This window comes from Streptomyces sp. NPDC003247 (assembly GCF_042888135.1).
Lineage (GTDB): Bacteria > Actinomycetota > Actinomycetes > Streptomycetales > Streptomycetaceae > Streptomyces.
The window spans coordinates 428,697-448,916 of sequence record NZ_JBIAPF010000001.1 but is presented as its reverse complement, the minus strand read 5'-3'; the positions used below and the strand labels follow the sequence as shown (position 1 = coordinate 448,916).

Sequence of the window (20,220 nt, the reverse complement as noted above, 5' to 3'; positions counted from 1 at the left end):
GAAGCAGTAGATCGATAAGGTCTCACCAGCCCGACGACGCGGGCCTGCGAAAGGTAAGGCGAGGCGGCGGTCGGGAGCATGGGGATGGCTGGGACGAGCACCGATGAGACAGCCGGTGAGCGGCGGCAACTGATCAATGTCGCCTACCGGTTGCTCGGTTCACTGGCCGAGGCCGAGGACGCCGTGCAGGAGGCTTACGCGCGCTGGTACGCGCTTCCGCGGGGTCGGCGGGAGGAGATCGTGGCCCCTGGCGCCTGGCTGACGACGGTGACCGGCCGTATCTGCCTGGACATGCTCGGCTCGGCGCGGGCTCGGCGTGAACGCTATGTCGGTGCGTGGCTGCCCGAGCCGCTGCCCGACCGCGCCGAGTGGGACCACGGCCACGCTACCGACCTCGCCGACCAGATCGTCCTGGACGAATCGGTGACCATGGCCTTCCTCGTCGTCCTGGAGTCGATGACGCCCGCCGAGCGGGTGGCGTTCGTCCTGCACGACGTCTTCCGTTACCCCTTCGCCGAGATCGCCGGCGTCCTCGGCCGGACCCCCGCTGCCTGCAAGCAGCTGGCGGCCTCCGCCCGGCGGCGGATCGGCGTCGTGCGCGCACCGGTGACGGCGGCCGGGCAGGCCGACGTGGTGCGGCACGTCAAAGAGGCATGGGAGAGGAAGGACATCGCGGCCCTGGTCGGACTCCTCGACCCGGCCGCCGTGATGACCGCCGACGGCGGCGGCATGGTCGGTACCGTCCTGCGCCCGGTCGAAGGCGGCGCCCGCATCGCCCAGTACATGGTCGCCATCGCCGACAAGTCTCCGGGGCTCGAACACCTGGAGCGGTCGGTCAACGGCGCCCCGGGCCTGGTGGCCCAGCGCGACGGCGTCGTCCTGACCGTGGCCTCGTTCGACGTCTCCGACGGCCGCGTCAGCCGAATCTGGGCCGTCCGCAACCCGGGAAAGCTGCGGCCGTGGGCGCGGGGCGGCCGGTAACCGGGTGCCGCTGAGGCGACGTCACCGGCCGGGCGCCGAAGGTGGCGGTTCGTCCGGGAGGCACTCGAACCACACGGTCTTCCCGCCGCCGGGCACCGGTGACATCCCCCACCTGTCCGTGACCGCAGCCACGAGGAGCAGGCCCCGGCCGCTCTCCGAGGTCGGGTCCGGCGCCGTCGCTGCGCGTGGCAGCCGGTTGTCGTCGTCCCTCACCTCCACCCGGACCCCGGACTCCCGCTTCTGGATCAGCACCTCGCAGCGGCGGTCCGGGACGTGGCGGACCACGTTGGCGATCAGTTCCGTCAGCGCCAACTCGACGGCGTCTGTGAGGTGTTGCAGGTCCCAGTCCTCCAAGTGGCCCCGTGCGATACGGCGGATGTGGCGGGCCGAGTGCTCGCCTGCCGTGAGGGTCAGGCGGTGCCGGGTGGGCACGGGGGAGGCGAGGACGGAGGGAAAGTATTCGTTCACGCTACGAGCGTGACCTCGTGCAACTACTCTGGGCTACCACTTGAACACAACCCGTTCAGGCGTGAGCAACGCTGCGTGAGAGGGGCGCCGCGTGACCAACATCAACGTCCTTGACCCTGGAGCCTCACCGCTCGACTACTACGGCTTCGAGCTGCGTCGGCTGAGGGAGGCCGCCGGGCTCAGCCAGCGGCAACTCGGCGACATCCTCAACTACACCGGATCGTTGGTGGGGCAGATCGAGACCGCCAGGAAGGTTCCGACCGTCGAGTTCAGTGAGCGGGTGGATGCCGCTCTGGGGGCCGGTGGCCTGTTCTCGCGGCTCGTAGGACTGGTCTTGCGTAGCCAACTCCCGGCCTGGTTCCAGCAGGTGGGGGAGTTGGAGGTGCGGGCTGTCGAGATCTGCTCCTTCCAGTCGCACATGGTTCTCGGCCTGCTCCAGACCGCCGCGTACGCGCGTGCCGTACTCGGTGCGTTGGACCGGAGCGACCTGGACGACCGCACCGCCGTGCGAATCGCTCGCCAGCGCATCTTCGAGAAGGCGGAGCCGCCGGTGTTCTGGGCGGTTCTCAGCGAGGCTGCGCTGCACCAGGAGATCGGTGGCAGAGAGGTCATGCACGGGCAACTGGCACACCTGTTGACCTTCGAGAGCAACCCTCGCATCAACGTCCAGATTCTGCCGTTCTCGGCTGGTGCCCACGCGGGAACGCAAGGCCCGTTCGACGTCTACCGCTTCGCCGGCGATCCGACCATCGTCTACACCGAGGGCTACGGCAGCGGGCACCCCACTGCCAATCCGAACACGGTCGAAGACTGCTCGCTCCGTTACGATCACCTGCGGGCCGCCGCCCTCTCCCTCAGGGACTCGGCAGAGCTCATCCGGCGCGTGATGGAGGACCGCTATGGAAAGCAAGTGGCGTAAGTCCGGCTACAGCAGCGATCAGGGCGGCAACTGCGTCGAGTGTGCGCCGATAGGCCTGCTTGCCTGGCGTAAGTCGTCGTACAGCGGTGATCAGGGCGGCCAGTGTGTTGAGGTCGCCGAAACCTCCGCCGCCACCGTCGCCGTACGCGACTCCAAGACCCCGGCGGGCCCGATGCTCACTCTCCGGCCCGCCGCCTTCACCGCGTTCGCCTCCTGGGTCGGGGCTGCCGCAGCCGAGTGATCCGGCACGGAGTGCTCACGGGCGGCCCGATGCCGTCAGGGCCAGTGCGCCCGACAGGAGGGCCGCCAGCAGCAGGGGCACGCCCAGGCCGTGGTGGAGCAGGAGCCAGGCGCCGAGGAGGCCTCCCGCGAACAGGGCTGCCACGGCTGTCGCGCGGCGGCGGAATCGGGTGCCGTGGCCGCCGCCCGCGTGGGACTCGGCGGCCATGCCGGTCAGGGTCATCGTGAGGACCGTCGTGGGGAGATCGGGCACGCCCAGTCTGCGGACGGTGGCCGTGCGCAGGCCCAGGGCGAACGCGGTCAGGACGATCACCGTGTAGATCGTGGCGGGGGCGTCGTCCGGTGAGGTGAGGGCGACGCCCGCCGCGGCCGCCAGGAAGGCGGCTTCCACGGCCAGTGCCAGGCGGGTCCACAGGCGGTGCGAGCCGACACCGTGGATCACGCGGCCCCCGGCGACGGCGCCCGCGAGGAAGCAGGCCAGCGAGGTCAGGGAGTGGCGGACCGAGAAGCCGGGGGCGCCTGCCGCGGCGAAGCCGACGACGAGGACGTTGCCGGTCATGTTCGCGACGAAGATGTGATGCAGGCCGAGAAAGCTGACGGCGTCGATCAGTCCGCTGGCCAGGGTCAGGACGAGCAGGACGGGGACGAGCCGCAGACCGCGGGCTTCGGGGTCGGGCGCGTCCGGCGCCGGGGGCTCGGAGGTCATCCGGCCAGTTGATCACAAGGCGGTGGAAAAAGGGCGAAAGCGGCGGTCCGGGGATCGGGGACCGCCGCTTTCGCGTCAGAGGGGGGCGTAGGGCCGGGATCAGTACCAGCCGTTCGCCTGCCAGAAGGACCAGGCGCCGGTCGGGCTGCCGTAGCGGGAGTTCATGTAGTCCAGACCCCACTTGATCTGGGTCTTGGCGTTGGTCTTCCAGTCCGAGCCGGCCGAGGCCATCTTGGAGCCGGGGAGGGCCTGGACGAGGCCGTAGGCGCCGGAGGAGGCGTTGGTGGCGTCGACGTCCCAGTTGCTCTCATGCTGGACGATCTTGCTGAACGCGTTGAACTGCGCGGCGTCCGGGATCATCTGGCGCGCGATCGCCTGGGCCTGGGAGGCGGACGCCATGGCGGGGGCCGCCTGGGCGGGTGCCGCGGTCAGGGCCATGCCGGCGGTGGCGGCGGCCACGGCGACGGCGGTGAGGGTCTTCTTGGGGGAGGCGATGCGGCGGATGACGGAGACGGACACGGAGAACCTTTTTCCTCGGGGGCGGTGGTGTCGCGAGGCATGCCGGAATCACGCGGTACGTGGCCGGACCGCGTGAGGTGCGGTGGGTGGCTGGCATGCCGTGGCGCCGAGGCCCGGGTGGGCTGTCGGCGCCGTGCGACGTCATCCAGAGAAGCAGGGCGGAGGGGTGTCCGCAATGACCCCTTTTACTAGTTGTGGCCGCATGTGGTCGGTCCGGTGCGTCTGTGAGCTGGCTCTCAATGTGCAGGTCAGGGGCCGGATTTGCGTGTGCATGACGTCTGAATTGTCCAACTAGGCCGGTTCGTAGGTGACCTGCGTCATGTGCGGTGCTTCACCGGTCCGCAGCGCTCGTCTCACGCGCCGCACACGCGTGCTCACGGTTCCAGGGGGTTCACATGTGACCGGCGCCTCGAAGGCGGCCCGGCGCGGAGGGGTGCGGCTACTTTCGGCGGCCGCTGATCAGGAAGCCGATGCCGATGCCGGCGACGAGGAAGGCCCCGACGGTCCACCAGGTGCCGTAGCCGTCGTCGGAGTCCTCGGAGTCCTCGGAGTCCTCGGAGTCCTCGGAGTCCTCGGAGGTCGTGGGGTCCTCGGAGTCGTCCTTATTGCTGCCGCCGTCCGACGCCTGCGTCGCCGCCGGTGTCGGTGTCGGTCCCGTCGTGAGGGCGAGCCGGGTGTAGGAGGACGGCGACGCGGGCGTGGCCGGGTCGGCGGCCGTGGCGGGCGCGGCCGCCACGATCACCGTGGTGGCGGCCAGGACTGCTGCGCTGTGGCGGACGTTCATGGTCGGCGGGTGCCTCTCCCGGTCGGGGAGTCGGGCGGCGCGGGACATCCCGGCGGGCTCGGCTCCGTTTCCTCGGCGCGAGCCGGTCGCGTCCTGCCCCGGGGCGCGTCCCGCACCCTGCTCGTGAGGGTGCCCCGACTCATCCGCCGTACCCCTTGGAGCTCCGGTTGACCCGCCCTGTACGTGTCCTAAAAAATCTCCCATTATGGGGGTTGCATCACGCTATGGGCGTTCTATTCTGGTAGTGGCCTACGAGGCGAGTGAGGGAGTTCGACCGGAGTAGCCGACTTCGGCGAGACGCCGTGACGGGAGTTACGGCATCCGCCGGTGGCCGACATCGACGGTCGGGCTGAGAGGCCGGAAGGCGGTAGTCGAGCCGGACGGCGACCCCCATTACCTGATCCGGGCAATACCGGCGAAGGGAACCCGTCTCGTAGGTTTTTCTACGGGTGCGGGTTCTTCTGTGTACGCGCGCCCGGATCCGTCACCTCGATCAGCCGGCACGCCGTCTCGATGTCGCCGCGCACCTGGGCGATGGAGGCCCGCCCGGAGAGCCAGGTGATGAGCGCCGAGTGCCAGGTGTGCTCGATGACGCGGACCGCGGAGAGCTGCGCGGGCGTCGGGTCGCCGGTGAGGTCCATCGCGTCGAGGATGATCGCCGTCGTCTGACGGGAGACCTGGTCGACCTCGGGGCTGACGCTGCGGTCGGCGAAGGTGAGCGCGCGGACCATCGCCTCGGCGAGATGGGGCTCGCGCTGGAGGGCGCGGAAGGCACGCATCAGGGTCACCGCCACGCGCTCGGCCGGGGTGTCGCCCGTCGGGGGCCTCTTACGCAGCGTGCCGTGCAGGTGCTCCAGCTGGTCCTGCATGGTGGCGACCAGCAGGTGCACCTTGGACGGGAAGTAGCGGTAGAGGGTGCCCAGGGCGACCTGGGAGGACTCGGCGACCTCCCGCATCTGGACCGCGTCGAAACCGCCGCGGCCCGCCAGCCGCGCGCTCGCGTGCAGGATGCGCCGGCGGCGGGCCTCCTGCCGCTCGGTGAGGGGCGGCGAGGCCGGGCGCGCGGTACTGGCTTCCACCTTGTCCCCCTTGGCTTCCGCAGTCATGGGTCCGGTCACTTCCGCAGTCATGGGTCCGGTCACTTCCGCAGTCATGGGTCCCGTCATGGGTCCGGTCATGGGGCCCGCTCCGTGACGGTCGGTGAGGGTGTGCGGTCACGCCGCGGTCCAGGGCGGCGCCCGGCCGTGGCGTGAATCACCTGATCCACTGCTCCGCACATCCCTACCTGCCGGTAGATTCAGAGCCTCCCGAACGATCAAGTCTGGAACTTGTTCTAGATTAACGTCCCGTCGTAGTCTCGCGGGACAGTGCAGGCAGAAGGGGGCCGGAGTGACCGCTGAGGCCAGTCAGGCGGGGCCTGGGCAGGCCCTCGCCGCGGACGGCGGGCGACCGCTCGACATCGCGCTCCTCACCTACAAGGGGAACCCGTTCTGCGGCGGCCAGGGCGTCTACGTACGGCACCTCTCCCGCGAACTCGTCCGCCTCGGCCACCGGGTCGAGGTCATCGGCTCCCAGCCGTACCCCGTCCTCGACGACCTCGGCGACGACCTCGCCGCACGCCTCACCCTCACCGAGCTGCCCAGCCTCGACCTGTACCGCCAGCCCGACCCCTTCCGCACGCCGGGACGGGACGAGTACCGGGACTGGATCGACGCGCTGGAGGTCGCCACGATGTGGACCGGCGGCTTCCCCGAGCCGCTGACCTTCTCGCTGCGCGCCCGCCGCCATCTGCGCGCCCGGCGCGGCGCGTTCGACGTCGTCCACGACAACCAGACGCTGGGATACGGGATGTTGGGAGACGTCGGCGCCCCGCTCGTCACCACCATCCACCACCCCATCACCGTCGACCGGCAGTTGGAGCTCGACGCCGCCGAGAGCCGGCAGCGCCGCTGGTCCGTGCGCCGCTGGTACGCCTTCACCCGCATGCAGAAGCGCGTCGCGCGCCGGCTGCCGTCCGTGCTCACCGTCTCCGGCTCCTCGCGCCAGGAGATCGTCGACCACCTCGGCGTCCGCGAGGACCGCGTCCACGTCGTGCACATCGGCGCCGACACCGACCTGTTCTCGCCCGACCCGTCGGTGCCCGTCATACCCGGCCGGATCGTGACGACGTCCAGCGCGGACGTACCGCTCAAGGGCCTGGTCTTCCTCGTCGAGGCGCTCGCCAAGGTCCGCACCGAGCACCCGGACGCCCACCTCGTCGTCGTCGGCAAGCGGCCCGAGGAGGGACCCGTCGCCCAGGCCGTCGAACGCTACGGCCTCGAAGGCGTCGTCGAGTTCGTCAAGGGCATCTCCGACGCCGAACTCGTCGACCTGGTGCGCTCGGCGGAGGTCGCCTGCGTGCCGTCCCTGTACGAGGGCTTCTCCCTGCCCGCCGCCGAGGCCATGGCGACCGGGACCCCGCTCGTCGCCACCACCGGGGGCGCCATTCCCGAGGTCGCCGGGCGCGACGGGGAGACCTGCCTCGCGGTCGCGCCGGGCGACTCCGGCGCCCTGGCCACCGCCCTCGGCCGGCTGCTGGCCGACCCCGCGCTGCGGGCCCGCCTCGGCGCGGCCGGGCGGGACCGGGTGCTGGAGCGGTTCACCTGGGCGCGGGCCGCCGAGGGCACCGTGGCCCGCTACCGCGAGGCCGTCGAACGGGCGGGGGGCGGACGTTCCCCGCGCCCGGCGGGACCGGACGCCGGCAATACGGTGCGCACGAGCCGCACGGTGCCCCGGACCACCCCCACGGCCACGACCGCCTCCGAAGCCGTTGCCGTTGACGTTGAATCCGATCGTGAAAGCAGGGCCACGTGCTGACCGTCGACTTCTCCCGGTTCCCGCTCGCCCCCGGCGACCGTGTCCTGGACCTCGGCTGCGGAGCCGGCCGGCACGCCTTCGAGTGTTACCGGCGCGGCGCCCGGGTCGTGGCCCTGGACCAGAACGGCGAGGAGATCCGCGAGGTCGCCAAGTGGTTCGCGGCGATGAAGGAGGCCGGTGAGGCCCCCGAGGGCGCCACCGCCACGGCCATGGAGGGCGACGCCCTCGCGCTGCCCTTCCCGGACGAGTCCTTCGACGTCGTCATCATCTCCGAGGTGATGGAGCACATCCCCGACGACAAGGGCGTCCTCGCCGAGATGGTGCGCGTCCTCAAGCCGGGCGGCCGGATCGCGATCACCGTCCCGCGCTACGGCCCCGAGAAGGTCTGCTGGTCCCTGTCCGACGCCTACCACGAGGTCGAGGGCGGCCACATCCGCATCTACAAGGCGGACGAGCTGCTCGCGAAGATCCGCGAGGCCGGCCTGAAGCCGTACGGCACCCACCACGCGCACGCGCTGCACTCGCCGTACTGGTGGCTGAAGTGCGCCTTCGGCGTCGACAACGACAAGGCGCTGCCGGTGCGGGCGTACCACAAGCTGCTGGTCTGGGACATCATGAAGAAGCCACTGGCCACCCGGGTCGCCGAGCAGGCGCTGAACCCGCTGATCGGCAAGAGCTTCGTGGCCTACGCGACCAAGCCGCACCTGCCCGCCGTGAACCCGGCCGTGGACCCTGTCGCGAGCCCCGCCGTGGACGCGCGGTGACCACTCCCCGGACGGAACACCTGGTCCTGCCCGGGGTGCTCACCGCCGAGCAGGCCGCCGAGACCGTCCGCGGCATCCTCGCCGTACAGCGGGAGGACGGCGCGATCCCGTGGTTCCGGGGACACCACCTCGACCCGTGGGACCACACCGAGGCCGCGATGGCCCTCGACGCGGCGGGCGAGCACGAGGCCGCCGAGCGGGCGTACGCCTGGCTCGCCCGGCACCAGAACGAGGACGGTTCCTGGTACGCGGCCTACGCCGACGGCGCCTTCGACGACGTCACCGACCGGGGCCGGGAGACGAACTTCGTCGCCTACGTCGCCGTGGGCGTGTGGCACCACTACCTGTCCACCGGCGACGACGTGTTCCTGGACCGCATGTGGCCGGTCGTCCACGCGGCCGTCGAGTACGTGCTGCGGCTCCAGCAGCCCGGCGGCCAGATCGGCTGGCGGCGCGACGACGACGGCACCGCCACCACGGACGCGCTGCTGACCGGCTCCTCCTCGATCCACCAGGCGCTGCGCTGCGCGCTGGCGATCGCCGAGCAGCGGGAGGAGCCGCAGCCGGACTGGGAACTGGCGGCGGGCGCGCTGCGGCACGCCCTGCGCCGGCACCCGGAGCGGTTCCTGGACAAGGGGCGCTACTCGATGGACTGGTACTACCCGGTCCTGGGCGGCGCGCTCACCGGTGCGGAGGCCAAGGCCCGCATCGAGGAGGCGTGGGAGAAGTTCGTCGTGCCGGGGCTGGGCGTGCGGTGCGTGGTGCCCAACCCGTGGGTGACGGGCGGTGAGTCGGCCGAACTCGCCCTGACCCTCTGGGCGATGGGCGAGTCCGACCGCGCGCTGGACATCCTCCAGTCCATCCAGCACCTGCGGGACGCCGCGTCGGGCCTGTACTGGACCGGCTACGTCTTCGAGGACGAGGCGATCTGGCCGCGGGAGCTGACCACGTGGACGGCCGGCTCCCTGCTGCTGGCGGTCGCCGCGCTCGGCGGCCACGAGGCCACCTGTGCGGTGTTCGGCGGCGAGCGCCTGCCGGCGGGACTGGACCCGGACTGCTGCGGATAGCCTCCGGCGGGCGCGCCCCGGGACCCCAGGGGTCACTGTTGTGCGTCGGGTGCGGGCCGGCGGTGGCCGGTCGCGCAGTTCCCCGCGCCCCTTCGGGCGCGGGGCTCAGTGCCGGTGGGACCGGACCGCGAACGGCGGGGCTCAGTGCCGGTGGACCCGGTTGGCGATCGCGTGGCCCACGAACAGGTAGACCACCGCCGCCAGACCGTAGCCCGCGACGACCCGCGCCCACGCCTCGTCGAACGTGAACAGGTCGTGCGACCAGCCCGCCAGCCAGCGGGCCACGTCGTGCACGAGCTGCACGAAGTCGTTGCCCCGGTTGGCGTCCAGCAGGTACATGAGGATCCACAGGCCCAGGATGAGGGCCATGACGTCGGCCACGACGGCGATGACCGTACCGGCCTGGTTCGCACCGTTCCGATATCGAGGTGACATGCTGTTCGGTTTGCCGTTCGAAGCGGGATGAAACCCAGCCGGTTCCCGCCGGTTCCCGCCGGTTTCTGGGCCGGTTCCCCGGCTGGTTCCCGCCGGTTCCCACCGCCCCTTGGCCTCGGTTTTCCCGTCGTTGGTATGGAGTTCCCCCTTCCGGGGGACATCGTTCGAACACGTGGTTGATGATCCTGGCCCCTTGAGTGGCAGGAGGGCCGTTGTCCGACACCGCACGAGCCCACACCGGTAGACCCGCGCCGGAAGAGCCGCGGCTCACCACGCGCCAGGCCAGACGCCGTCCCGTCCCCCGCCGCGTCGTCGTGGCGCTGGTGCTGGCGCTGGCGGGCCTGCTCTCCCTGACCGTCTCGGGCAACACGTTCCGCCCCTTCGAGCGGATCACCACCCTGGAGGCGCGGATGGCCTCCAAGTCCGACTTCTTCAAAGACCCCGAAGTACAACGGCTGTTGCTCGAACACGGATTGCGCGTCGACATCCACCGCCTGGGCTCCCGGGGCATCGCCACCCAGTCCCTGACGGACATGGACGTCGTCTTCCCCTCCGGGCAGCCCGCCGCGAAACTCGTCCTCGACCGGCAGGAGAAGTCCGTCCGCTCGGTCCGCCCGTTCGTCACGCCCCTGGTCCTCGGCACCTTCCGCGCCTACGCCGAGACCCTGGTGAAGACCGGCGTGGCCACCCCGCAGGAGAACCCCGACGGCGGCCCCACCCTGTACTACGACCTCGACATGGCCGCGTTCATGACCCTGCTCGACGGCCGCGAGGACGGCAAGGCCACAGCCGACCAGGACGGCGACGGCCGCGTCGAGGGCGCCGACACCTGGAACGGCATCGGCTACGACCGCGACGACGGCAGCGGCGACGGCGGCAGCGGCGACGGCGGCAGCGGCGACGGCGGCCGCAGCAACGGCGGCCGGGTCCTGGTGCGCACCTCCGACGTCTGCGAGTCCAACTCCGCCGGCACCTACCTCAGCCTCCTCGCCTTCGTCGCCAACCGGAACAGCACCCCCGGCACGCAGAACACCGACGACCCCCGGCTCGCGGCGGACGCGGTCACCGCACTCGCCGCGAAGATCAAACCCCTGATCAACCTCCAGGGCATGTGGGCCGACGAACAGGCCGACAGCTACTTCTCCGACCTCGGCGAGAGCATCGCGCCCATCTCCCTCCTCTACGAGCACCAGTACCTGGCCCACCAGATCACCTACCACGAGCAGCACGACAAGCAGGACACCAACCGCGTCCTGCTCTACCCCACGCCCTACGCCCTCACCGAGCCCCAGCTCATCTCCCTCACCGACCAGGGCGACCGGCTGGTCCAACTGCTCCAGGACAACGAGGAACTCCGCGACCGGGCCATCGAACTGGGCTTCCGCGTCCGCGTCTCCGGCGAGGACGGCACCGGCGAGCGCCTCGGCGCCTACCTGCGCGACCACGGCATACAGGAGCCGGTCCCCAACAGCGACCAGACCAAGTCCTACGAACCCGAACTGGACGTCCTGGAACGGATCATCGACCACGTCGGCAACTGCCCGCCGCCCGCACAGGACACCCCGTGACACGGCGCCCCGGCACCCTCGTGGCCGCCCTCGCCCTCGCCCTGCTGACCACCCTCACCCCGGCCTGCACCTCGGACGACGATCAGGTCACCCTCCGGGTGCTGGCCAGCCCCGAACTGGCCGACGTGGCCCCGCTGCTGGACCGGCTGGAGGAGGAGACCGGCGTCGAGCTGGAGATGGACTACACGGCGACCGCCGACCTCGCCGGCCAGCCGCCCGCCTCCGGCGAGAAGGCGACCTACGACTTGGCCTGGCTCGCCTCCGACCGCTCCTTCCAACTGCGCGTCCAGGACTCGGCGGGCCGCCTCACCCGGCCCGAGTCCACCGCGATCATGCGCTCGCCGGTCGTCGTCGGACTCACCCCGGACACCGCCGACGCGCTGCGCGAACGGGCCCCCGGCGGCCGGATCTCCTGGGCCGACCTCGCGGACGCCGCCGCCGACGGCACCGTACGCTTCGGCATGGCCGACCCCCGGCGCAGCGACACCGGGCGGGCCGCGCTCGTCGGCGTCGCCACCGCGGCCGCCGACACCGGCGGCGCCCTCCGGGAGGAGGACGTCTCCTGCGACCGGCTGCGCGGCTTCCGCTCCGGCCAGACCCTCACCGGCGCCAGCTCGCGCGCACTGATCGACACCTACGTCGCCCACCAGGACGCCGCCGACGCCCTGATCGCCCACGAGTCCGAACTGCTCACCCTCAACGCCCAGGGCCGGCTCGACCGCCCGCTGGAGATCGTCCACCCGGACGACGGCATGGTCCTCTCCGACTTCCCGCTGCTCCTCCTCGACCCCGGCGAGCGCGCGGCGTACGGCAAGGTCGTCGACTGGCTGCTCGGCGCCGACGTCCAGCGCGAGCTGATGCGGCGCACCCACCGCCGGCCCGTCAACCAGGACGTCGAGCCCTCCCGCGAACTGCGCGCGCCCGTCGGCAACGCCCTGTCCTTCCCCGACCGGCTGTCCATCGTGGAGCGGCTCGTCGACGACTACGGCGATCCCGTGCACGCCACCGGCGACCAGGTCGTGTTCGTACTGGACTTCTCCACGTCCATGCGCGGCGAGCGCATCGCCGCCCTGCGGGCCGCCTTCGCGGGCCTGAGCGGCGCCGACCGGTCCGCCACCGGCAAGTTCGCCCGCTTCTACCGGGGCGAGCGCCTCACCGTCGTCCGCTTCGGCGGCCGGGTGCTCCAGGAGCGTACGGTCACCGTCCGCTCCGACGCCGACCTGCGCACCCTCGACCGGATCGTCGCGGACGGCGGCTTCGACGACGCCACCGCCGTCTGGTCGGCCCTCGACCGCGGATACCGCATCGCCACCGACGCCGTACGGGCCGCGCCCGAACGGCCCGTCGCCGTCGTGCTGATGACGGACGGCGAGAACAACGCGGGCCTGTCGTACGCCGAGTTCCTGAGCTGGCACGACCGGCTGGGGTCCGCGGCCGACGCGGTGCCCACCTTTCCCGTCCCGTTCGGAGAGGCCGACGCCGGCGCCCTGGAGCGGGTCGCCACGGCGACCGGCGGCCGCGTGGTCGACGCCGGCCTCTCCTCGCTCTCCGACGCGTTCAAGGAGATCCGTGGGTGTCATTGACAGTCAGTGGTGGGGCCTGTGGTGGCCGTGGCTGGTCGTCTGGACGGTGACGGCGGCAGCCCTGGCCGTCGTGGCCCGGCACGCCCTGCTGCGCCTGGGCCGCTCGCGCCGCCGCCGCGACGACGGGCGCACCGTCCACGGCATGTGCTTCTTCCTGCACGACAAACGGGTCATGGACCTCTACCAGTACGGCGGGTTCGCCGACGCGCTGGAGGCGGAGGTCGCCGACCGGATGAACGTCGACACCGGCATCGGACTGCGCGCCCGGCTGGGGCTCGCCGGCTCGGGCGGGGCGCACCGCCAGGTCACCAAGGAACGCGTCACCGCCTACATCCAGCAGAGCACGCCGATCACGGTGATCCGGCTGCTGATGGACACCATGCGCAAGGAGGACGCCGTCGTGCACGCCGACCTCACCACCGGCGTGGTCACCCCCAACCGGGCGCTCGAGGACTCCCTGGGCGACCAGGGCGGCGACGGCCGGGTGCCGCTGACCGCCGTCGGCGTCGCCTCGGCGTTCGTCTCGGTCACCGGCCGGTTCACCGCGGTGCGCGCGGAGAACGGCGACATCGTGCTGAGCGCCCGGTACGGCACCGGACGGCCGCCCGCGCGGGTGCGGATCGTCTGCGAGGCGGCCGGGGTGCGCGAGGGCTTCCAGAACGCCGACTACTTCACCGGCGAGTTCCAGGCCCGCTGCCTCGGCAAGGTCCCGACCTGGAACCGCGACCGGGGCGAGCTGACACTGAACCCGATCGCGATATTCCTCTGAAGTCGTGGACGGCAGTCGTGTACTGATGGACCGTCAGTAAGGTGCGCTCGATACGGCGACGGCCCCCCGCCCGGAAGGGCGAGGGGCCGTGCGGTGGTGCGGTGGTGCGGTGGTGCGGGCCGGGACGGGGCTCAGCCGCGCTGGATGCCGGAGGTGTCCCGCAGGACGCCGCGCCGGCCGTCCTGGGTCTGCGCGACGAGACCCTGGGCGCCCTGCTCGACGGCCAGGTACCAGGTGCCGGGGGCCAGTTCGGCGATCGGGGTGGGTGCGCCGTCCTCCGCGAACAGCGGACGCGGCACCGGCACGGCGAACCAGAACGGCGAGAAGTCCGGGACCGGCGGCTGCGCCGGGCCCGGCTGCGCGCCGAACGGCGGCTGTCCCGGCTGGCCCTGCTGCGGCTGCCCGCCGAACGGCGGCTGCTGCGCGCCCGGGTAGCCGTAACCACCGGGCGGCTGGGCGCCGTAGGGCTGCGGCGTCGGCGGCTTCGGGGCCGGGATCAGCGCGGCCTGGAGGGCCGGCACCAGCGGGCCGGCGATGGCGGCCGCGGCCAGCAGCAGGGCGGCGATCAGGCCGAGGATGAGGCCGGCGCCGGTGTCGATGTCCGCGCCGTCGAAGGCGTCGGTGAACGCGCCCAGCGGGTCGATGATCGACCAGAACGACGTCCACGCGGCGAAGACGGCCAGCGCGACGCCCAGCTGGCCGAGGTCGAGGCCGGCGACCTTGCGCGGCTGCGGGAGCGCGCGGGCGACGACGATCAGCGCCGCCCCGATGATCCCACCGATGTACATGCTCATCAGGAGGCCGAGGTTGTCCCAGGCGTTGGGGACGTCGTCACCGGAGCCGTCGAACGTGTCCAGGAACGACGCGATGAACAGCAATACCGCTGCTCCGATCACCACGCCGTCGCCTCGAGTGAGGGAGCGGATATTCACTTCAGGTCCTTCGTCAGTCGTCTCGTCATCGGTCCACGCATCGGTAGAGGCGTCGCTGTCACCATGTCGCCGTCAGGCCCGGGTGGGAAGCGCGGGGGCGGCCCCTGATCGTAGGGACGACACTATCGTCCACACGATCGGACTGTCCGCCGGGATCAGTGCGCCGATCGCTACCCGCGCAGGAAACTCACGATTCCCTCAGAGATCCCTTGCGCCGCCTTCTGCCGCCAGGCGCCGCTGGTCAGCAGCGCCGCGTCCTTGCTATCGCGCATGTTGCCGCACTCGATGAACACCTTGGGAACCGTTGACAGATTGAGACCGCCCAGGTCCTCGCGTGTGACGAGACCGCTGCCGTCGCCGACGTAGTTGGAGGGGGCGCTGCCCGTGACGCGCCCGAAGTCCGTGGCGATCAGCTTCCCGAGCTCCCGCGAAGGGCCCACGATGCCACGGGTGTCGGCGGCGCCCGCTTGCACCTCGCCCGGCAGGATCACGTGGTAGCCGCGGTTGCCGGTCCCCGAGCCGTCGGCGTGGATCGAGACGACCGCGTCGGCGTGCGCGGCGTTCCCGATCCGGGCGCGCTCGTCGACGCAGGGGCCGTAGGGCCGGTCCGCGTCCTGCGTCAGCGTCACCGTGGCGCCCTGCCGTCGCAGCAGGGTGGTCAGCCGGTGCGCCACGTCCAGGGTGAACGCGGCCTCGCTGTAACCGGAGTTGGTGGACGTGCCGGTGGTGTCGCACTCCTTGCGGTGGGTGCCGACGTCCACCTTGCTGTTGATCTCGTCGGGGTGCCGGAAGTTGGTCGGGTTGTGGCCCGGGTCGATGACGACGACCTTGCCCGCGAGGGAGGCGGCCGTGGCCGTGGGCGTGGCCGTGGCGGACGGAGATCCGGAGACGGCGGGCTTCCCGTCGCCGTCGCCGTCGGCGTCGGCCGTCGTCGCCCCCGGCCCGCCCGACGCGGCCCCCGTCACCCGGCCCGCCTCGCCGTCCCCCGCCCCGCCCAGCGCCTCGTACCCCAGCCACCCGAGCAGCGCGCCGGGCACGAGCACGGCGAGCGCCACGGCGAGGGGACGGCGCAGCCGCGAGCGCCGGGGGAGCGGATGATCGAATTCCGGGCCTGTGTACGACACGCGTGCCACCCTAGCGGGGACGGTAGGGCGCGACCCGGGGGCGACGGCCGGACGAGTCGTGGGTACGGGGGACCCCGGCCGGGGGCCGCACACGACTCCCTCACCGCCCGTCGGCGCGGGAGTCGTGTGCGGCGGTGCCGGTCGGTCGGTCGGGCGGCGGCTCACTTCACGGGTGTGCGGGAACCCTCCGCGGCCGAGGGGGCCTCGGCGACCGGGGTGCCCGTCGCCGGCCTCCGCGGCAGCCACACCAGCATCAGCGCCGCCGCCGCGAGCAGCACCCCCGTGCCCGTGCGGAACGCCAGCGCGTAGCCCTCGGTCAGCGCCTCCGGCGTGGCGCGGCCGTCGGTGCGGGCGGCGGCCACCGTCGACAGCACCGCCAAGCCCAGCGAACCGCCCATCGTGCGGGAGGTGTTGACCAGCCCGGAGACCAGACCGGCCTCGCCCGGCGCCGCCCCGGAGGTGGCGAGCGCGGCGAGCGGGGTCGCCGACAGGCCCGCGCCCAGCATCATCAGGACGCCCGGCAGCATGATCGCGGTGAGGTAGGCGCCGTCGGCGCTCATCGTCGACTGCCAGCCGAACCCGGCCGCCGCGACCAGCGCGCCCAGCGCGGCCACGGTGCGCGCCCCGGCCGCCCGCATGAGGCGGGGCGCGAGCTTCGAGCCGAGGACGATGGCCAGGGAGCTGGGCATCAGCGCCAGGCCCGCCTCCAGCGGTGTGTAACCGAGCGCGTTCTGCGCGTACAGCGTCATGAAGTACCACATGCAGAACATGGCCGAACCGGTCAGGAACATCGCCGTGTTCGCCGAGGCCACCGGACGCAGCCGCAGCAGCCCGAGCGGCATCAGCGGGGCCGCCGTGCGGGCCTCTACGGCCAGGAACAGGGCGATCAGCGCGAGCCCGGCGGCCAGCGGCACCAGCACCGCCGCCGCGGTCCACCCCTCGGCCTCCGTCCGGGAGATCCCGTACGCCAGGGTGGCCAGCCCGGCCGTCACCAGCAGGGCGCCCGGCAGGTCGAGGCGGCGGCCGTCACCGGCCCGGCTCTCGGTCAGGCGGGCGAGGGCGCCGGCCAGGACGACCGCGCCGACCGGCACGTTGATCAGCAGCACCCACCGCCACGACAGCAGGTCGACCAGCACGCCGCCGACGAGCCCGCCCGCGGCGCCGCCGCCCGCCCCGACGGCGGTCCAGGTCGCGATCGCCCGCGCCCGTGCCGCGCCCTCCGGGACGGCGGCGGTGACGATCGTCAGCGTGGCGGGCGCCAGCACGGCCGCGCCCAGCCCCTGCACGGCCCGCGCGAGCAGCAGCTGCCAGTCGTCCCGGGCCAGCCCGCCGGCCAGCGAGGCCACCGTGAACAGGGCGAGCCCGACCAGGAACATCCGCTTGCGCCCGTACAGGTCACCCGCCCGTCCGCCGAGCAGCATGAACCCGGCGAAGGAGATGGCGTACGCGTTCACCACCCATTGCAGGCCCGCGGCGCCCATCCCCAGCTCCGCCCGCATCGACGGCAGCGCCACGTTCACCACGGAGACGTCGAGGACGACGAGGAACTGCCCGGCGCAGGCGAGCGCGACGACGAGCCAGGCGGGGGAGGAGGGAGAGGCCGGGGAGACGGGGGAGGCGGGGGAGAGGGGGCGGCGGGGCGGTGGCACGGCGTCGGTCGCTTCGGGCATGGACGTCATGGTCTCAGGCCGCTGTCGCCCCTTGCATCGGGATTCCGGCGTAGGTCTCGGGCCGTAGCCACGCAGGTCCTCGGCAGGTCCTCGGTAGGCAGGCCCTCGGCCGGTACTCGGCAGGCCCTCGGCAGGCCCTCGGCAGGCCCGCTCCCCCAAGAGAAGGTCAAGATTTCGTTAGTGTGCCGAAGCATCGGAATAGTTGCTCATGCATACGTGGTTCATCATGCACGTATCCCGCACGCGCACCCTCCCCCCGTTTCACCCCTCACCCTCACCTCTCCTCACCTCAGGCCTGGAGGCCCCCCTTCATGACGCACACGCCGACCGACCGGCCCCGACGCGGAGCGAACGGTGCCGTAGTCCCGGTGCTCGCCTTCGCGGGCATCGTGGTCGCGGTGATGCAGACCCTGCTCGTCCCGGTCGTCAAGGACCTGCCGCAGCTGCTGGGCACCGCCCCCAGCGACGCCACCTGGGTCCTGACCTCCACCCTGCTCTCCGGCGCCGTGGCCACGCCCATCATGGGCCGCCTCGGCGACCTGTACGGCAAGCGGCGCATGCTGATCCTCAGCCTCGCCGTGATGGTCGTCGGCGCGCTGGTCAGCGCCGTCACCAGCGACCTGATCACGATGATCGCCGGCCGCACCCTCCAGGGCTTCGCGATGGGCGCGATCCCGCTCGGCATCGGCCTGATGCGCGACATGCTGCCCCGCGAACGGCTCGGCTCGGCCATGGCCCTGATGAGCTCCTCCATCGGCGTCGGCGGCGGCCTCGCCCTGCCCGCCGCCGCCCTGGTCGCCCAGCACAGCGACTGGCACGCCCTCTTCTACGGCGCCGCCGGCCTCGGCGTCCTCGCCATCGCCCTCACCCTCCTCGTCGTCCCCGAGTCCCCGGCGCGCGCCGAGGGCTCCTTCGACCTGCCCGGCGCGCTCGGCCTGACCGCCGGACTCGTCCTCTTCCTGCTGCCCATCACCAAGGGCAGCGACTGGGGCTGGACCTCCGCCACCACGCTCGGCCTGTTCGCCGCGGCGGCGGCCGTCCTCGTCCTGTGGGGCGTGATGGAGCTGCGCCTGAAGGCCCCGCTGGTCGACCTGCGGACCACCGCCCGCCGCGAGGTCCTCCTCACCAACCTCGCCTCGATCATGGTCGGCGTCAGCTTCTACGTCGTCTCCCTCGTCCTGCCGCAACTGCTCCAGCTGCCGACCGGCACCGGCTACGGCCTCGGCCAGTCGATGGTCACCGCGGGCCTGCTCGTCGCCCCGCTCGGCCTGACGATGATGTTCACCGCGCCCGTCTACGCCCGCCTGTCCGCCCGCTACGGCCCCAAGGTCACGCTGATCCTCGGCATGCTGATCATCGCGATCGGCTACGGCGCCGGCCTCGGCCTGATGAGCGCCGCCTGGCAGAGCCTGGTCATCGCGGTGGTCCTCGGCGCCGGCATCGGCCTCGCCTACTCGTCCCTGCCCGCGCTGATCGTCGGCGCCGTCCCCGCCTCCGAGACCGGCGCGGCCAACGGCCTGAACACGCTGATGCGGTCCATCGGCACGTCCGTCTCCAGCGCCGTCATCGGCATGGTGCTCGCCAACACCGCGCACACCGTGAACGGCGTCGCCGTCCCCACCCTGCACGGCTTCCGCGTCTCCTTCCTGATCGCCACCGCCGCCGTCGCCGTGGGCCTCGTCCTGGCCCTCCTCCTGCCCGGCCGCACCCCGTCGGCCGCGCCGCAGCTGCGCGCCAGCAGCGAGGAGGACGCCAACCTGGAGCGCGCCGAGGCCGCCCTGCGGGCCTTCCGCGGCCGCGTCCTGGACGCCGGCGGCACCCCGGTCGCCCGCGCCAGGGTCACCCTCATCGACCCCCGCGGCCGGCAGGCCGGCGCCACCCTGTCCGCCGAGGACGGCAGCTACGCCCTCACCGTCCCCGCCCAGGGCTCCTACGTCCTCGCCGCCCGGGCCACCGGCCACGGCCCCCACGCCTCCGCCGCGACCCACACCGGCGACGACCGCCCGGTCGACGTGGACCTGGCGCTGCCGGGAGAGACGGTCACCGCGTAGGAACACCGCCCAGGCCTCGGAGCCTGCCCGCCGCGCCCCCTGCCGCGCCCCCGCCGCACCCCCCGTCGCAGCGCCGACGGGGGGTGCGACAGCATGGGGCGCCGACACACCCGTACGACCGAGGGGGACCCCATGACCGCGGCGCCCGCGCCCGAGATCCTGGCCGCGTTCGAGGCCGCGAAGGGCTTCATGCCCGTCGACGAGGGGCTCGCCCTGTACGCGGCGGCCGTGACGGCGGGGCGGCTCGGCCTGCCGCTGCTGGAGGTCGGCACCTACTGCGGGCGCTCCACGATCCTGCTCGCCGACGCGGCCCGCGCCGCCCGGGTCACCGCCCTCACCGTCGACCACCACCGCGGCAGCGAGGAGCAGCAGCCCGGCTGGGACTACCACGACCCGGAGACGGTCGACCCCGAGACCGGCCTGATGGACACCCTGCCCACCTTCCGCCGCACCCTCCACCGGGCAGGCCTGGAGGAGCACGTCGTCGCCCTGGTCGGCCGTTCGCCGCAGGTGGCGAAGGTGTGGGGCACCCCCCTCGGCCTGGTCTTCGTCGACGGCGGCCACACCGACGAGCACGCGAACGCCGACTACGAGGGCTGGGCCCCGCACCTCGCCGACGGCGGTCTCCTCGTCATCCACGACGTCTTCCCGCACCCCGCCGACGAGTTCACCGGCCAGGCCCCCTACCGCGTCTACCTGCGCGCCCTGGCCTCCGGAGCCTTCACCGAGGTCTCGGACACCGGCTCGCTGCGGGTGCTGCGGCGCACGGGCACCGGGATCTGAG

The 20,220-nt window shown here is 72.4% G+C and carries 20 protein-coding genes and 1 riboswitch; of the genes, 11 read left to right on the top strand and 9 right to left on the bottom strand.

Translation table 11 applies throughout. From position 1 onward, the window contains the following. The first annotated feature begins 78 nt into the window (after positions 1–78). Positions 79–981: an RNA polymerase sigma factor SigJ gene (gene sigJ, locus ACFYWQ_RS01945; protein ID WP_389511864.1), complete on the top strand. Its 903-nt coding sequence runs from the start codon at positions 79–81 to the stop codon at positions 979–981. Positions 982–1,002: 21 nt separating this feature from the next. Here the strand turns inward: sigJ and ACFYWQ_RS01940 are convergent, their stop codons facing one another. Next, a complete protein-coding gene (locus ACFYWQ_RS01940; protein WP_389511862.1) occupies positions 1,003–1,449 on the bottom strand; it encodes an ATP-binding protein in 447 nt (148 codons plus the stop codon). 91 nt (positions 1,450–1,540) lie between these two features. On the opposite strand from ACFYWQ_RS01940, the gene ACFYWQ_RS01935 reads away from it, so the two are divergent. Together ACFYWQ_RS01935 and ACFYWQ_RS01930 are read left to right on the top strand one after the other, a co-directional pair. Next, positions 1,541–2,368: a helix-turn-helix domain-containing protein gene (locus tag ACFYWQ_RS01935; protein ID WP_389511860.1), complete on the top strand. Its 828-nt coding sequence runs from the start codon at positions 1,541–1,543 to the stop codon at positions 2,366–2,368. Further along, complete coding sequence (locus ACFYWQ_RS01930; protein WP_389511857.1) at positions 2,349–2,609, top strand: DUF397 domain-containing protein; 261 nt, start codon at positions 2,349–2,351, stop codon at positions 2,607–2,609. The genes ACFYWQ_RS01935 and ACFYWQ_RS01930 overlap by 20 nt, the downstream gene beginning before the upstream one ends. A 15-nt stretch (positions 2,610–2,624) precedes the next feature. Here ACFYWQ_RS01930 and ACFYWQ_RS01925 read toward each other — a convergent pair whose 3' ends face one another. The 4 genes from ACFYWQ_RS01925 to ACFYWQ_RS01910 form a co-directional block, all read right to left on the bottom strand. Beyond that, a complete protein-coding gene (locus tag ACFYWQ_RS01925) occupies positions 2,625–3,314 on the bottom strand; it encodes a YoaK family protein (RefSeq protein WP_389511855.1) in 690 nt (229 codons plus the stop codon). A 99-nt stretch (positions 3,315–3,413) separates the two neighbouring features. Continuing rightward, entirely contained in the window at positions 3,414–3,833 is a 420-nt protein-coding gene (locus ACFYWQ_RS01920) for a transglycosylase SLT domain-containing protein (RefSeq protein ID WP_389511853.1), read from the bottom strand. 439 nt (positions 3,834–4,272) lie between these two features. After that, complete coding sequence (locus ACFYWQ_RS01915) at positions 4,273–4,617, bottom strand: hypothetical protein (RefSeq protein ID WP_389511852.1); 345 nt, start codon at positions 4,615–4,617, stop codon at positions 4,273–4,275. Positions 4,618–4,869: 252 nt separating this feature from the next. After that, positions 4,870–5,058: riboswitch (TPP riboswitch) on the top strand. Positions 5,059–5,060: 2 nt separating this feature from the next. After that, positions 5,061–5,723 carry a TetR family transcriptional regulator gene (locus ACFYWQ_RS01910; protein WP_389511850.1) on the bottom strand — a complete coding sequence of 221 codons (663 nt, stop codon included), beginning with the start codon at positions 5,721–5,723 and terminating at the stop codon, positions 5,061–5,063. 283 nt (positions 5,724–6,006) lie between these two features. Here ACFYWQ_RS01910 and ACFYWQ_RS01905 point away from each other — a divergent pair, with 283 nt between their 5' ends. Genes ACFYWQ_RS01905 through ACFYWQ_RS01895 form a run of 3 tightly spaced genes read left to right on the top strand, consistent with a single transcriptional unit; the run spans position 6,007 to position 9,304 of the window. Further along, positions 6,007–7,473: a glycosyltransferase family 4 protein gene (locus ACFYWQ_RS01905; protein WP_389511849.1), complete on the top strand. Its 1,467-nt coding sequence runs from the start codon at positions 6,007–6,009 to the stop codon at positions 7,471–7,473. Continuing rightward, positions 7,467–8,237 carry a class I SAM-dependent methyltransferase gene (locus tag ACFYWQ_RS01900; protein ID WP_389511847.1) on the top strand — a complete coding sequence of 257 codons (771 nt, stop codon included), beginning with the start codon at positions 7,467–7,469 and terminating at the stop codon, positions 8,235–8,237. The genes ACFYWQ_RS01905 and ACFYWQ_RS01900 overlap by 7 nt, the downstream gene beginning before the upstream one ends. Next, a complete protein-coding gene (locus ACFYWQ_RS01895; RefSeq protein WP_389511845.1) occupies positions 8,234–9,304 on the top strand; it encodes a prenyltransferase/squalene oxidase repeat-containing protein in 1,071 nt (356 codons plus the stop codon). The genes ACFYWQ_RS01900 and ACFYWQ_RS01895 overlap by 4 nt, the downstream gene beginning before the upstream one ends. Positions 9,305–9,445: 141 nt before the next feature. On the opposite strand, the gene ACFYWQ_RS01890 is transcribed toward ACFYWQ_RS01895, so the two are convergent. Further along, positions 9,446–9,739, bottom strand: a complete 294-nt coding sequence (locus tag ACFYWQ_RS01890) for a hypothetical protein (protein WP_389511844.1) — start codon at positions 9,737–9,739, stop codon at positions 9,446–9,448. 212 nt (positions 9,740–9,951) lie between these two features. On the opposite strand from ACFYWQ_RS01890, the gene ACFYWQ_RS01885 reads away from it, so the two are divergent. From ACFYWQ_RS01885 to ACFYWQ_RS01875, 3 genes are read left to right on the top strand one after another with little or no spacing between them, the layout of a single operon-like run. Beyond that, positions 9,952–11,307, top strand: a complete 1,356-nt coding sequence (locus tag ACFYWQ_RS01885; protein WP_389511842.1) for a hypothetical protein — start codon at positions 9,952–9,954, stop codon at positions 11,305–11,307. Beyond that, positions 11,304–12,890: a substrate-binding domain-containing protein gene (locus tag ACFYWQ_RS01880; RefSeq protein WP_389511841.1), complete on the top strand. Its 1,587-nt coding sequence runs from the start codon at positions 11,304–11,306 to the stop codon at positions 12,888–12,890. Before ACFYWQ_RS01885 ends, ACFYWQ_RS01880 begins: the two co-directional genes overlap by 4 nt. Further along, positions 12,877–13,659 (top strand): hypothetical protein, encoded by a 783-nt coding sequence (locus ACFYWQ_RS01875; protein ID WP_389511839.1) that lies wholly within the window; start codon positions 12,877–12,879, stop codon positions 13,657–13,659. Before ACFYWQ_RS01880 ends, ACFYWQ_RS01875 begins: the two co-directional genes overlap by 14 nt. Positions 13,660–13,790: 131 nt before the next feature. On the opposite strand, the gene ACFYWQ_RS01870 is transcribed toward ACFYWQ_RS01875, so the two are convergent. The 3 genes from ACFYWQ_RS01870 to ACFYWQ_RS01860 all read right to left on the bottom strand — a co-directional run bounded on the left by ACFYWQ_RS01870 (position 13,791) and on the right by ACFYWQ_RS01860 (position 17,394). Next, positions 13,791–14,591 (bottom strand): hypothetical protein, encoded by an 801-nt coding sequence (locus tag ACFYWQ_RS01870; RefSeq protein ID WP_389511837.1) that lies wholly within the window; start codon positions 14,589–14,591, stop codon positions 13,791–13,793. 170 nt (positions 14,592–14,761) lie between these two features. Then, positions 14,762–15,715, bottom strand: coding sequence for an N-acetylmuramoyl-L-alanine amidase (locus ACFYWQ_RS01865; protein WP_389511835.1), 954 nt, complete (start codon positions 15,713–15,715; stop codon positions 14,762–14,764). 161 nt (positions 15,716–15,876) lie between these two features. Then, positions 15,877–17,394, bottom strand: a complete 1,518-nt coding sequence (locus tag ACFYWQ_RS01860) for an MFS transporter (protein ID WP_389511833.1) — start codon at positions 17,392–17,394, stop codon at positions 15,877–15,879. A 302-nt stretch (positions 17,395–17,696) separates the two neighbouring features. Between ACFYWQ_RS01860 and ACFYWQ_RS01855 the strand changes: the two genes are divergently transcribed. Both ACFYWQ_RS01855 and ACFYWQ_RS01850 read left to right on the top strand, forming a co-directional pair. Then, positions 17,697–19,436, top strand: coding sequence for an MFS transporter (locus ACFYWQ_RS01855; RefSeq protein ID WP_389511831.1), 1,740 nt, complete (start codon positions 17,697–17,699; stop codon positions 19,434–19,436). A 132-nt stretch (positions 19,437–19,568) separates the two neighbouring features. Further along, positions 19,569–20,219, top strand: coding sequence for a class I SAM-dependent methyltransferase (locus ACFYWQ_RS01850; RefSeq protein ID WP_389511829.1), 651 nt, complete (start codon positions 19,569–19,571; stop codon positions 20,217–20,219). The last annotated feature ends 1 nt before the right edge of the window (position 20,220 follow it).

Coding starts and splice junctions, on each gene's coding strand:
- sigJ (WP_389511864.1), top strand. CDS start 79: ATGGGGATGGCTGGGACGAGCACCGATGAGACAGCCGGTGAGCGGCGG.
- ACFYWQ_RS01930 (WP_389511857.1), top strand. CDS start 2,349: ATGGAAAGCAAGTGGCGTAAGTCCGGCTACAGCAGCGATCAGGGCGGC.
- ACFYWQ_RS01925 (WP_389511855.1), bottom strand. CDS start 3,314: ATGACCTCCGAGCCCCCGGCGCCGGACGCGCCCGACCCCGAAGCCCGC.
- ACFYWQ_RS01915 (WP_389511852.1), bottom strand. CDS start 4,617: ATGAACGTCCGCCACAGCGCAGCAGTCCTGGCCGCCACCACGGTGATC.
- ACFYWQ_RS01910 (WP_389511850.1), bottom strand. CDS start 5,723: ATGACTGCGGAAGCCAAGGGGGACAAGGTGGAAGCCAGTACCGCGCGC.
- ACFYWQ_RS01890 (WP_389511844.1), bottom strand. CDS start 9,739: ATGTCACCTCGATATCGGAACGGTGCGAACCAGGCCGGTACGGTCATC.
- ACFYWQ_RS01860 (WP_389511833.1), bottom strand. CDS start 17,394: ATGACGTCCATGCCCGAAGCGACCGACGCCGTGCCACCGCCCCGCCGC.
- ACFYWQ_RS01855 (WP_389511831.1), top strand. CDS start 17,697: ATGACGCACACGCCGACCGACCGGCCCCGACGCGGAGCGAACGGTGCC.
- ACFYWQ_RS01850 (WP_389511829.1), top strand. CDS start 19,569: ATGACCGCGGCGCCCGCGCCCGAGATCCTGGCCGCGTTCGAGGCCGCG.